This is a genomic window from Vibrio sp. Vb339 (genome assembly GCF_902751245.1).
Taxonomy (GTDB): Bacteria; Pseudomonadota; Gammaproteobacteria; order Enterobacterales; family Vibrionaceae; genus Vibrio; species Vibrio coralliirubri.
Genome location: NZ_CADDIS010000008.1, coordinates 77,474 through 89,149, shown reverse-complemented (window position 1 = coordinate 89,149; position 11,676 = coordinate 77,474). Strand labels below are relative to the sequence as shown.

Below are 11,676 nucleotides of genomic sequence, written 5' to 3'. Positions count from 1 at the left end.
GCTTGTTGAACTTTCGAGCTGAATTTTGGTGCAGAGAGATACGCAAGGAATTGCCCTGCAATAGAAAGGTCGGAAACTTATCGTTAGGCGGGATTGAAGCTTGAATGAAAGTCAGTGCTTTCTCAAATTGCAGGCAACAAAAAAGGACACCGAAGTGTCCTTTTTCATGTCTAAATAGCGAGAATTACTTCTTGCTAGAAAGAGCACCGAAACGCTTGTTGAAGCGATCAACACGGCCGCCAGTATCTACGATACGTTGCTTACCAGTGTAGAACGGGTGACATTTATCACATACGTCTAGGTGGATTGATTCTTTTGCTAGCGTTGAGTTGAACTCAAATGTGTTGCCGCAAGAACAAGTTGCAGTAACTGCTTTGTATTCTGGGTGGATTCCAGCTTTCATGGGATAACCTCAAGTAGGCCGTGTCGCTATACGATTCTAAGCCGCACACCACACGTAGTTTAAAAAAAGAAATAAAGACACCGCATCGACACAAAAGAGTGATGAAGCCATACCTTTAAGGCGCAGTATAGTAATGAATCTATAAGGCAGGATCAACCGATTTGATACATTTTTCACCAATTCTCTCTTTATTTCCTTTATCGGCCTGAGATTTCGGGCTGTCGTTGTCGGTATACGCTAACTCGCCGCCTTCATCCAAACTGCTTCTCGAATTTAACCGCCTTATCCTTTAGACTGTTCGCTCTCGTCAACTCAGATAAAGCCGTCCCTTTATGCGTCCAATGATTGCCCGCGTGGCACTGCCGGTTCCACTCGACAAGCAGTTCGATTACAAGATTCCAAGCCACCTATTTCCGATTATTGGTGGACGAGTCTCTGTGCCTTTTGGACGACAAACCTTAACCGGTATTGTCACGGCTCTGGTTAACGAATCTGAATTCGAGCTAGACAAGCTCAAACCCATTAAAGCCTTGTTAGACAATCAGCCTGTTTGGCCGGAATCTGTCTATTCACTGTTAATGTGGTGCAGTCAATTTTATCAGTACCCTCTTGGCGAAACCTTTGCTAACGCCCTTCCGAGCGCTCTAAGAAAAGGCAAAGCCGCCGACTTCGCGACGCTGGTTGAGTGGCAGTTAACGCCATCTGGCAAAGACCAACTGATGCAAGGTTTTGGTCGCGCGGTAAAGCAAGCCAAAGTAATGCACATGCTTGAGCACGGCCCGGTTCCTCATCAAGAGTTCATTGATGAAGAAGTTGGCAGCGCCGTACTCAAAACGCTAGAAGAGAAAGGCTGGATTGAATCGGTAGAGAAAAAGCCGAAACGTCAGCCGTGGCCAGTTGATCTTGAAAACGACCAAGACAAACCTAAGCTCAATGCCGAACAAGCCATCGCGATTGCGACCGTAAATAGCCAAACCGACTTTGGTTGCTTCCTGTTAGAGGGCGTTACTGGCTCAGGTAAGACCGAGGTTTACCTGAATATGATTAAGCCGATTCTCGACCAAGGTAAACAAGCGTTAGTGCTCGTGCCTGAAATTGGTCTCACCCCTCAAACGATTAACCGCTTTAAGCGACGCTTTAATGTGCCTGTTGAGGTTATCCACTCAGGTTTAAACGATTCTGAGCGACTGAATGCTTGGTTATCGGCGCGCGATAAAATAGCGGGCATCGTAATTGGTACCCGTTCGGCTCTGTTCACGCCATTTGCTGACCTAGGCATTATCATTGTCGATGAAGAGCACGACGCGTCTTATAAACAACAAGATAGCCTGCGCTACCACGCTCGCGATGTGGCGATCATGCGTGCTCATAAAGCGCAGATTCCAGTCGTTTTAGGCTCGGCGACTCCGGCCTTTGAAACACTGCACAACGCTCAGATCGGCAAATACAGTTATCTCACCCTGACTTCACGTGCGGGTGTCGCACTGCCGACCACCAATAAGGTGTTGGATGTTAAAGGTGAATATCTAGAAAGTGGTTTGTCTGCGTCGTTAATTGCAGAGATGCAAAGACACCTCAAAGCTGGCAACCAAGTGATGCTGTTCCTCAATCGCCGAGGGTTTTCTCCGGCATTGATGTGTCACGATTGTGGTTGGACTGCCGAATGTAAACGTTGTGATGCTTACTACACCTATCACCAATACAGCAATGAGATGCGCTGCCACCACTGCGGCTCTCAGCAGCATATCGTGCACAACTGCCAAGGTTGTGGGTCTGCAAACTTGGTGACAGTGGGTGTCGGTACCGAGCAGTTAGAAGCTCAGCTTGGCCAACTATTCCCGGAATACAAAACCATTCGTATTGACCGCGACAGCACCCGCCGTAAAGGCAGCTTAGAAAGCGCACTAGAGTCGATTCGTAAGGGTGAATTCCAAATTCTTATCGGCACGCAGATGCTTGCTAAGGGTCACCATTTCCCTGACGTGACACTTGTGGCGTTATTGGATGTGGATGGCTCTTTATATAGCAGTGACTTCCGAGCGTCTGAACGTCTTGCCCAGCTATTCATCCAAGTAGCGGGACGCGCAGGTCGTGCTAGCAAGCCCGGAGAGGTGATCTTACAGACCCACCATCCAGAACATGGGTTGCTGCAAGCCTTGCTACACAAAGACTACAACCATTTTGCTCAGACGGCACTGGCAGAGCGTAAGCAGGCAATGTTACCGCCCTATACCTTTATGACGCTGTTTAGAGCAGAAGCGAATGACACCCGCTTGGTGGAAGAGTTCTTGCGTCAGGTCCGTCACACATTGGAATCACATCCACTGTTTGACCAATATTGCATGGTGTTAGGGCCAACTCCGGCTCCGTTAGCAAAACGGGCGGGCAAATCGCGCTGGCAGTTAATCTTACAAACTCAGACGCGCTCGTTAATGCAGAAGCTATTAATGAGTGCCAAGCCGGCCATCAATATGTTACCTGCTGCGAAAAAAGTTCGCTGGTCACTCGATATTGAGCCGCAAGATTTGAGCTAAACCCACTTGGGTTAAAACTAATGATAAGTTTGTTCACAAATATTTCATATTTCTCGTGAGCAACTTCACACTAGTCATGTGATTTTTGTTAATCTAGCCGTAACTTTACACGGATTAAACGAATAAAATATTGCAATAAAAAAAGTGTTAGCAACACTTTCATAATATCTATTCGATTACATTTATTATTCACGCCTTATATACTTAGGCGACAAAGGAACTTAAAAGAGGGTTTAATTTATGGCGACAATGAAGGATGTTGCCCAGCTAGCAGGCGTCTCAACAGCCACGGTATCACGTGCATTGATGAACCCTGAAAAAGTCTCAGTTTCGACTCGCAAACGAGTGGAAACAGCAGTACTTGAAGCTGGATACTCACCCAATACATTAGCTAGAAACTTACGTCGCAACGAATCAAAAACCATCATCACTATTGTTCCTGATATCTGTGACCCTTATTTCGCCGAGATCATTCGTGGTATCGAAGATGCCGCAGTAGAAAATGATTACCTTGTTCTACTGGGTGATAGCGGCCAGCAAAAGAAGCGCGAGTCTTCATTTGTTAACTTAGTTTTCACCAAACAAGCCGACGGCATGCTTCTGCTGGGCACTGACCATCCGTTTGATGTCAGCAAGCCTGAACAAAAGAATTTACCGCCGATGGTAATGGCATGTGAGTTTGCCCCTGAGCTTGAACTGCCTACGGTACACATCGATAACCTGACCTCTGCCTTTGAAGCGGTTAACTACCTCGCTCAGTTAGGTCATAAACGTATTGCTCAAATCTCAGGCCCCGTATCGGCAACGCTGTGTAAGTTCCGCCAACAAGGCTACCAACAAGCACTGCGCCGCGCTGGAGTCTCTATGAATCCAGCCTACAGCACGGTTGGTGACTTCACCTTTGAAGCGGGCGCTCAAGCGGTTCGTCAATTGCTGGCTCTGCCTGAACAGCCAACCGCTATTTTCTGTCACAACGATGCGATGGCGATTGGTGCGATTCAAGAAACGAAGAAGCTGGGCTTGCGCGTTCCTCAAGACCTATCGATTGTCGGCTTCGATGACATCCAATTCGCTCAATACTGCGATCCACCGCTAACCACTATTTCTCAGCCTCGTTATGAGATTGGACGCCAAGCGATGTTGATGATGCTTGATCTATTGAAGGGCAACGATGTGCAAGCAGGTTCGCGTCTGCTTGAAGCTAAATTAGTGGTTCGAGGCAGTACAGCGCCACCTCGAATGTAACCCTCAGAAATACCCTTATAAATCTGCGGCACATTTTGATGTGCCGCTTCCATTTCTGCACTATTATCCTCGCGCAATCTGGATTACCATGAGGGCAGAATCAGCAACTATTGAATTGTCTTGTGGCTAATAGAGATTATGTAAAGCGTGGTCGTGGCACGAAAAAACCGACCAAAAAACAAGCCCCTCGCCGTAAACCTTGGCGCAGTGGTCTTTTGGCGATCCTCCTTGCCGGTGGTTTTGGTTACGGACTTTACCTATTGAGTAATGATCCTGAGCCGCCAGCACCAACGCCTGTGGCAACCAAACCAAAACCTAAGCCAAAACCAGCGAAAGTGATTCCGCCGCCTCCTGAAGAGAAGTGGGACTACGTTGAAACGCTACCAAGCCGCGAGATTGAGGTAAAAGCCAAAGAGCAACAGATCTCTAAGATCCCTTACATCATGCAGTGTGGCGCTTACAAAACCTCGTCGCAGGCAGAAGCACGTAAGTTGGATATTGCCTTCCAAGGTATCTCAAGTGAGATCCGCAAGAAAGATGGCAGTAGCTGGTACCGTGTGGTTCTAGGACCATACAAGTTAAAGCGTGACGCAGAACGCGATCGCCATAAGCTGCAACGAGCGAAAATCGAACCTTGTGCTATTTGGAAAGACACCGATTAGTTTTAAGTTCAGCGGCAGTATCTATCTTAGTAAAAGCCGAAAACAAACACCGAAAGCCTCCCATTGTGGAGGTTTTCTTTTATCCCCCTCCCCTTTAACCAAATTTCCTTACAACTTCCGCCGATAAGTTTGCACGACATCACCCACCCTTCCTTGAATTATCCGAGCACCATCCTCATATACTTTTTATACCCAAAGATAAGAAATATTAAGAGGCCCTACTCGTGACTACCATTGTATCTGTACGTCGTAATAATAAAGTCGTCATCGCGGGTGATGGACAAGTATCTCTAGGCAATACTGTAATGAAGGGCAATGCCCGTAAAGTACGTCGCCTATACAACAACAAAGTACTGGCAGGTTTTGCTGGCGGTACTGCTGATGCTTTCACGCTATTCGAAAAATTTGAAAGCAAGCTGCAAATGCACCAAGGCCACCTGACCAAAGCTGCCGTTGAGCTAGCGAAGGATTGGCGTAGCGACCGTGCTCTACGTAAGTTAGAAGCACTGTTAACAGTAGCGGATGAGACCGCTTCACTGATCATCACAGGTAACGGTGACGTAGTTCAACCAGAGAACGACCTGATTGCGATCGGTTCGGGCGGTAACTTCGCTCAAGCAGCAGCTACTGCACTATTAGAAAATACTGATTTAGATGCGCGTGAAATCGCAGAAAAGTCGCTGAACATTGCAGGCGATATCTGTGTATTCACCAACCATCACCACACTATTGAAGAACTAGAAAGCACCGTTGAGCTGCCAAAGCCAGAGTAACGACCGCTTCCATCAATAACGTTGTATTCAACAGTGATTAAAGAATTAAGGAAAAACCATGTCTGAGATGACTCCTCGCGAAATTGTTCACGAACTCAATCGCCACATTATCGGCCAAGACAACGCTAAGCGTTCAGTGGCTATCGCTCTGCGTAACCGCTGGCGTCGTATGCAGCTTGAAGAAAGCCTGCGTGTTGAAGTATCACCAAAGAACATCCTAATGATTGGCCCAACGGGTGTCGGTAAAACTGAGATTGCTCGCCGTCTAGCGAAACTAGCAAACGCGCCTTTCATCAAGGTAGAAGCGACTAAGTTCACCGAAGTTGGCTACGTTGGTAAAGAAGTAGAGACCATCATCCGTGATCTAACGGACGTTGCAATCAAGATGACACACCAACAAGCGATGGAAAAAGTACAATACCGCGCTGAAGAACAAGCTGAAGAACGTATTCTTGATGCCCTTCTACCACCAGCACGTGATGCTTGGGGTCAGAACGAGCAATCAACTGAAGACACCACATCTTCAAACACTCGTCAGATTTTCCGCAAGAAACTGCGTGAAGGTAAGCTAGACGACAAAGAGATCGAAGTTGATGTAGCCGCGCCGCAAATGGGCGTTGAAATCATGTCACCTCCAGGCATGGAAGAGATGACAAACCAGCTGCAAGGCATGTTCCAAAACCTAGCAGGCGACACCAAGAAAAAGCGTAAGATGAAAATCAAAGACGCATTCAAAGCACTGACGGAAGAAGAAGCTTCAAAGCTTGTGAATCAAGAAGAGCTAAAAGAGAACGCGATCTTCAACGCTGAAAACAACGGCATCGTATTCATCGATGAGATCGACAAAATCTGTAAGCGTGGCGACAGCTCTGGCCCAGACGTATCTCGCGAAGGTGTTCAGCGTGATCTACTGCCTCTTATCGAAGGCAGCACAGTATCAACCAAGCACGGCATGGTTAAAACTGACCACATCTTGTTTATCACATCAGGCGCATTCCAAGTGGCTAAGCCATCTGACCTGATCCCTGAACTGCAAGGTCGTCTACCAATCCGCGTAGAACTTGAAGCACTATCAGCACATGACTTCAAACGTATCCTGACGGAACCAAAAGCATCTCTAACAGAGCAATATATTGCCCTGATGAAAACAGAAGATGTCAGCATTGAGTTCACTGAAGATGGCATCAATCAGATTGCTGACGCAGCATGGCGCGTAAACGAAACCACTGAGAACATCGGTGCACGTCGTCTACACACGGTGATGGAGCGTCTAATGGATGAGATTTCATTCGAAGCAACAGACAAAGCTGGCAGCAAGCTAGTGATTGATGAAGCTTACGTAACATCGAAACTTGGCGAATTCGTTGAAGACGAAGACCTAAGCCGTTTCATCCTGTAGCACACGAAACTCCAACTTATTGCTCTATCTCAAAGAAATAGCAGCTAATAAGCGAATTCAAGGCCCACTTTCGAGTGGGCTTTTTATTACCCGAAAAATGGGCGTATACTCAAATCACAGTATGAAACGAAGACTTACAAAGAATTAGACCTACGATGAAACAATCTCTACTGATCTGGCTTGATGCCGCACGACCAAAAACTCTGCCTCTCGCACTTGTCTCTATTCTTACAGGAAGTAGTTTAGCGTTCGCCGGTGGTCAGTTTTCTTTATCGATAGCCCTACTGGCATTTTTAACCGCCACCCTATTACAGATTCTGTCGAACCTAGCCAATGACTATGGCGACGCCGTAAAAGGCACAGACAACGAAAATCGTCTGGGGCCAACACGTGCCATGCAATCTGGTGCGGTGACGGCGAAAACCATGAAGCAAGCCATCATCCTCAACATCGTGTTTACCATGGTCGCTGGGCTGATTCTTATTTTTCATGCCTTAACCTCGATTGAAAGTATCTTATCTTTCATTGCGTTAGGCGTATTAGCCATTATTGCAGCTATCGCTTACACCGTCGGTAATAAGCCTTATGGCTATATCGGCCTTGGCGACTTGTCGGTGTTTATCTTCTTTGGTTTGTTAGGTGTTTCAGGGACTTACTTCTTGCACACTGGCCATGTTGAACCAAGCCTATTCCTTCCGGCATTGGGCTGTGGCTTGATGGCGGTTGCGGTACTCAATATCAACAACATGCGTGATATCGAAAATGACAGCGAATGCGGTAAGCGCACCATGGCGGTTCGCCTTGGACAACGCAAAGCCAAACACTATCATTTTGCTCTGCTTGGTCTCGCCCTTGCGTCTTTCGCTATCTACCTGCTTATTCAAGAAAAACCGGTCTGGATCAGCCTGCCGTTTTTGCTGAGCATTATTATTGTTTACAAGCATGGCAAAGCCGTTTGGGAAACCGAAAAGCCAGCGCAGATTGCACCAATGATGCCTGTGATTGTGAAATGCTCACTGGTCACTAACCTATTGTTTGCAGGGGTTGTCGTAGCTCAAACTCTATTGAGTTAAATGAGACTAATCATTGCAAAGGGATCAAGCGCCGATATACTCAAAGTAAGCTCATTGTTCAAAAGGTATACTAATGGAATACAACACTTCAGCACTGTGCGACATATATTTGGATCAAGTTGATGTCGTGGAGCCAATGTTCAGCAACTTCGGTGGACGTGCATCCTTCGCAGGACAGATCACGACATTAAAGTGTTTTGAAGACAACGCTTTAATTCGCTCTGTACTAGAGCAAGACGGTCTGGGGCGTGTGTTGTTAATCGATGGTGGCGGCTCACTGCGTAAAGCGCTGATCGATGCTGAGATTGCCCTACTTGCCGAAGACAATGAGTGGGAAGGGATTGTGGTTTACGGCTGCGTTCGTGAAGTCGATGAGCTTGAAGACATGAACCTAGGCATCCAAGCCTTGGCTTCTATCCCTGTTGGTGCGAGCCAAGAAGGTGTTGGTGAATTAGACGTTCCAGTGAACTTTGGCAGCGTGACCTTCTTACCAGAAGATTACCTCTACGCAGACAACACCGGCATCATTCTTTCTGCCGAACCTCTAGATGTAGAACTTGATCTGGATGTTGAAGAAGAAGAGGTCGATTAACTCTCACTCAGCTTCAAATCATAAGAACACAAACAAAAACGCCCGCTACTGAGTAGCGGGCGTTTTTTTAAATCTGAAGAGTCGATTACTCTACTTCATCCATTTTACCAAGAAGGTTACGGATGCGATCTTGCCATGCTGAATGCTCTTCCTGCATTTGCTGAGTTTTTTGCTCTAGCTCGTGACGGCTTGCTTTAAGCTCACCAGCTTCTGTTGCTAGTGCTTGTTTCTCTTCTTTAAGCTCTTCCACTTCCATTTGAAGAAGTGCAATTGTATCTACTGCTGTTTGAATTTTTGCTTCTAGCTGCTCTAGTACTTCAAAAGACATTCTGGCCTACCTTTAAGTTATCCGTTTGATGGTGAAGGTTCACTCCACTTATTTCCCCATTCTACTCAGCAGAGCAAGGATAAACACTCAATATATTCGATATTTTGCGCCATTCGATGAAAAAAACAGCGCTTTTTACCGAATATTGACGTGAACGATTACCACCACAACGGCAAACCGATTATTTTGATGAATAATAACTGTTTTCCACTGCTAATTGATCGAGAGCAATCTCCAAAAAACAAAAAGGCAAACGTTTCCTTTTGGATATGGTAAAATTCGCCGCGAAATTTCTATTCCCCCTTTGAAAATTTTGGAGTCCGCATGAAACGCGATTTAGCAATGTCATTCTCTCGTGTCACAGAAGGTGCAGCACTAGCTGGTTACAAGTGGCTTGGCCGTGGCGATAAAAACGCTGCAGATGGCGCTGCTGTAGAAGTAATGCGTAGCCTATTAAACAAAACCGAAATTAGCGGTGAGATTGTTATCGGCGAAGGTGAGATCGATGATGCACCTATGCTGTACATCGGCGAAAACGTAGGTGTGGGCGGCGACGCTGTCGACATCGCAGTTGACCCAATTGAAGGGACACGCATGACAGCAATGGGCCAATCAAATGCATTGGCTGTATTGGCGGCAGGCGAAAAAGGCAGCTTCCTTAAAGCACCTGATATGTACATGGAAAAGTTGGTTGTTGGCCCTGGCGCTAAAGGCGTGATTGACCTAGAACTGCCACTAACAGAAAACCTAGAAAACATCGCTAAAGCACTAGGTAAAACACTCGATACTCTAGTCGTAACTACACTTGCTAAGCCTCGTCATGATCAAATCATCGCCGACATGCAAGCAATGGGCGTTCGTGTATTTGCTGTGCCAGACGGTGATGTTGCGGCTTCTATCTTAACCTGTATGCCAGACAGCGAAGTAGACGTCATGTACTGCATCGGCGGCGCACCTGAAGGTGTGGTTTCAGCTGCGGTAATTCGCGCACTCGACGGCGACATGCACGGTCGTCTTCTACCTCGTCATGAAGTTAAAGGCGACACAGAAGAAAACCGCAAGCACGGTGAACTTGAACTTGAGCGCTGCGCAGAAATGGGCGTAACGGCGGGTATCGTGTTGAAGATGGAAGACATGGCACGCAGCGACAACGTTGTATTCTCAGCAACAGGCATCACTAAGGGTGACTTGCTAGAAGGTATTTCTCGTCAAGGCAATATCGCAACCACAGAAACTCTGCTTATCCGTGGCCGCTGCCGTACGATTCGCCGCATCAAATCTATCCACTACCTAGAGCGTAAAGATCCAGAAGTAGTAGGTCATATCCTGTAAGCCAAAACTCGGTGAAACAGAATATTCGAAGGCTGATACCAAGTATCAGCCTTTTGTTTTATTAGCGCCCCAGAATCTCACCATGGCTGCCAATAGAGTAAAACGCTATCTATCGGGTAAATTACTATCAATATAGTAAATGGTTTGCTTTATAAACACCTTGCCTCATAATAGTAAGGTTCATGAGGTAGGGATAGTATGAAAACAAGCGACAAAATCTTACAGACCATTAAGCGTCAAGGCGCGGTAACCGCGAAACAACTGTCAGAAGAATTTGGCATGACGACAATGGGTGCAAGGCAACATCTGCAAAGCCTGGAAGATGACGGTATTCTTGCGTTTCATGATGTGAAAGTGAAGGTGGGTCGCCCGACTCGCCACTGGTCCCTAACTCAACAAGGCCATAGCCAATTTACAGACCGACATGGTGAACTCACTATTCAAGTGATTGATGCTGTGGAGAATCTATTTGGTAAAGAAGGGCTGGCTAAGGTTGCTGCCGAGCGTGAACAACACACTCTTAAGCAGTATCAAACTGCGCTGTCTGGCTGTGATTCACTCATCAGCAAGCTTAAAAAACTCACCCAGCTTCGTGAAAACGAAGGCTACATGGCTGAGCTTCAAGAGCATGATGATCACTACATCTTGATTGAGAACCACTGCCCTATCTGTAAGGCTGCAACTCGCTGCCCTAGCCTGTGCCAATCTGAGCTCAACGTGTTTACTGAGTTACTAAAAGATGAGTGCCACGTGAGCCGTACAGAGCACATCATTGCTGGCGAACGACGCTGCACTTACACCTTAACACCCGCCCTTTGATTGCAAAGGTAATCGGCTAATACCGTCTCAATATTGAGAAAATACAAATAGATTAAAATTTGTACAGATTTCTTTCTTAAGCTTAGAGCATATGAAACACGCTTAATGCTAAGGAAGGAATGATGGCGCATCCACAACCCGCTCAAAAACTGCCACCCTTTGATGAACTTGTCCAACTCGCGAAAAGCGATCCGAAAGCATTCAATCAATTCAAACACGAGATGTGCGAACAGATGATTTGTTCGGCTTCAGAGACCATGCAAGGTAGGCTTCGCGCTCAACAAAGTCACATCGACTTAGTGGTTAGTCGCTGTAAAAACCCACACCATGCCAATGTCGTGCTCATGCAAGAGTTGCGCTGTCAGGTCTGTAAGTTCCAAGATGCACTCGAAGGGCGCAGCGGCTTTGAAGAATCTCTGCCTGAAAATGTCGTGCCTTTTAAGCCGAATACCGAACCTAAAATGTACTGAAAGTAGCAAGGCATTAAAAAGAAAAAAGGGAGCCTAATGCTCCCTT

Annotated in this window: 12 protein-coding genes; 10 read left to right on the top strand and 2 right to left on the bottom strand. The window is 46.6% G+C overall.

Annotation, left to right across the window (positions count from 1 at the left end; genetic code table 11):
• Positions 1–184: 184 nt before the first annotated feature.
• A complete protein-coding gene (gene rpmE, locus HRQ85_RS23210) occupies positions 185–403 on the bottom strand; it encodes a 50S ribosomal protein L31 (protein ID WP_004737142.1) in 219 nt (72 codons plus the stop codon).
• 332 nt (positions 404–735) lie between these two features.
• On the opposite strand from rpmE, the gene priA reads away from it, so the two are divergent.
• From priA to rraA, 7 genes are all read left to right on the top strand, one after another.
• Positions 736–2,937, top strand: coding sequence for a primosomal protein N' (gene priA, locus HRQ85_RS23205; RefSeq protein ID WP_050647096.1), 2,202 nt, complete (start codon positions 736–738; stop codon positions 2,935–2,937).
• Positions 2,938–3,177: 240 nt separating this feature from the next.
• Positions 3,178–4,182, top strand: a complete 1,005-nt coding sequence (gene cytR / locus HRQ85_RS23200) for a DNA-binding transcriptional regulator CytR (protein WP_048605405.1) — start codon at positions 3,178–3,180, stop codon at positions 4,180–4,182.
• Between the two features lie 122 nt (positions 4,183–4,304).
• On the top strand, positions 4,305–4,844 hold the full coding sequence (locus tag HRQ85_RS23195; RefSeq protein ID WP_048605407.1) for an SPOR domain-containing protein: 540 nt from the start codon (positions 4,305–4,307) through the stop codon (positions 4,842–4,844).
• A 224-nt stretch (positions 4,845–5,068) separates the two neighbouring features.
• The gene (hslV, locus tag HRQ85_RS23190) at positions 5,069–5,617 is read left to right on the top strand and encodes an ATP-dependent protease subunit HslV (RefSeq protein WP_172380689.1); all 549 of its coding nucleotides are present in this window, start codon (positions 5,069–5,071) and stop codon (positions 5,615–5,617) included.
• Positions 5,618–5,675: 58 nt separating this feature from the next.
• On the top strand, positions 5,676–7,016 hold the full coding sequence (hslU, locus tag HRQ85_RS23185) for an HslU--HslV peptidase ATPase subunit (protein WP_048605412.1): 1,341 nt from the start codon (positions 5,676–5,678) through the stop codon (positions 7,014–7,016).
• A gap of 155 nt (positions 7,017–7,171) precedes the next feature.
• Positions 7,172–8,089 (top strand): 1,4-dihydroxy-2-naphthoate polyprenyltransferase, encoded by a 918-nt coding sequence (locus HRQ85_RS23180; RefSeq protein WP_050619834.1) that lies wholly within the window; start codon positions 7,172–7,174, stop codon positions 8,087–8,089.
• Positions 8,090–8,162: 73 nt separating this feature from the next.
• Positions 8,163–8,681, top strand: coding sequence for a ribonuclease E activity regulator RraA (gene rraA, locus HRQ85_RS23175; protein WP_172380688.1), 519 nt, complete (start codon positions 8,163–8,165; stop codon positions 8,679–8,681).
• Between the two features lie 85 nt (positions 8,682–8,766).
• Here rraA and zapB read toward each other — a convergent pair whose 3' ends face one another.
• Entirely contained in the window at positions 8,767–9,009 is a 243-nt protein-coding gene (gene zapB / locus HRQ85_RS23170) for a cell division protein ZapB (RefSeq protein WP_008219652.1), read from the bottom strand.
• Positions 9,010–9,333: 324 nt separating this feature from the next.
• On the opposite strand from zapB, the gene glpX reads away from it, so the two are divergent.
• The 3 genes from glpX to HRQ85_RS23155 all read left to right on the top strand — a co-directional run bounded on the left by glpX (position 9,334) and on the right by HRQ85_RS23155 (position 11,630).
• Positions 9,334–10,341, top strand: coding sequence for a class II fructose-bisphosphatase (gene glpX, locus HRQ85_RS23165; RefSeq protein ID WP_048605418.1), 1,008 nt, complete (start codon positions 9,334–9,336; stop codon positions 10,339–10,341).
• 198 nt (positions 10,342–10,539) lie between these two features.
• A complete protein-coding gene (locus HRQ85_RS23160) occupies positions 10,540–11,160 on the top strand; it encodes a helix-turn-helix transcriptional regulator (protein ID WP_172380687.1) in 621 nt (206 codons plus the stop codon).
• Positions 11,161–11,282: 122 nt separating this feature from the next.
• Positions 11,283–11,630, top strand: coding sequence for a DUF3135 domain-containing protein (locus HRQ85_RS23155; RefSeq protein ID WP_123287409.1), 348 nt, complete (start codon positions 11,283–11,285; stop codon positions 11,628–11,630).
• Positions 11,631–11,676: the final 46 nt, after the last annotated feature.

What these genes read in the sequence shown, in the direction of transcription:
- HRQ85_RS23160 (WP_172380687.1), top strand. Translation starts at nt 10,540, where the DNA reads ATGAAAACAAGCGACAAAATCTTACAGACCATTAAGCGTCAAGGCGCG.
- hslU (WP_048605412.1), top strand. Translation starts at nt 5,676, where the DNA reads ATGTCTGAGATGACTCCTCGCGAAATTGTTCACGAACTCAATCGCCAC.
- glpX (WP_048605418.1), top strand. Translation starts at nt 9,334, where the DNA reads ATGAAACGCGATTTAGCAATGTCATTCTCTCGTGTCACAGAAGGTGCA.
- cytR (WP_048605405.1), top strand. Translation starts at nt 3,178, where the DNA reads ATGGCGACAATGAAGGATGTTGCCCAGCTAGCAGGCGTCTCAACAGCC.
- HRQ85_RS23180 (WP_050619834.1), top strand. Translation starts at nt 7,172, where the DNA reads ATGAAACAATCTCTACTGATCTGGCTTGATGCCGCACGACCAAAAACT.
- zapB (WP_008219652.1), bottom strand. Translation starts at nt 9,009, where the DNA reads ATGTCTTTTGAAGTACTAGAGCAGCTAGAAGCAAAAATTCAAACAGCA.
- rpmE (WP_004737142.1), bottom strand. Translation starts at nt 403, where the DNA reads ATGAAAGCTGGAATCCACCCAGAATACAAAGCAGTTACTGCAACTTGT.
- HRQ85_RS23155 (WP_123287409.1), top strand. Translation starts at nt 11,283, where the DNA reads ATGGCGCATCCACAACCCGCTCAAAAACTGCCACCCTTTGATGAACTT.
- priA (WP_050647096.1), top strand. Translation starts at nt 736, where the DNA reads ATGCGTCCAATGATTGCCCGCGTGGCACTGCCGGTTCCACTCGACAAG.
- rraA (WP_172380688.1), top strand. Translation starts at nt 8,163, where the DNA reads ATGGAATACAACACTTCAGCACTGTGCGACATATATTTGGATCAAGTT.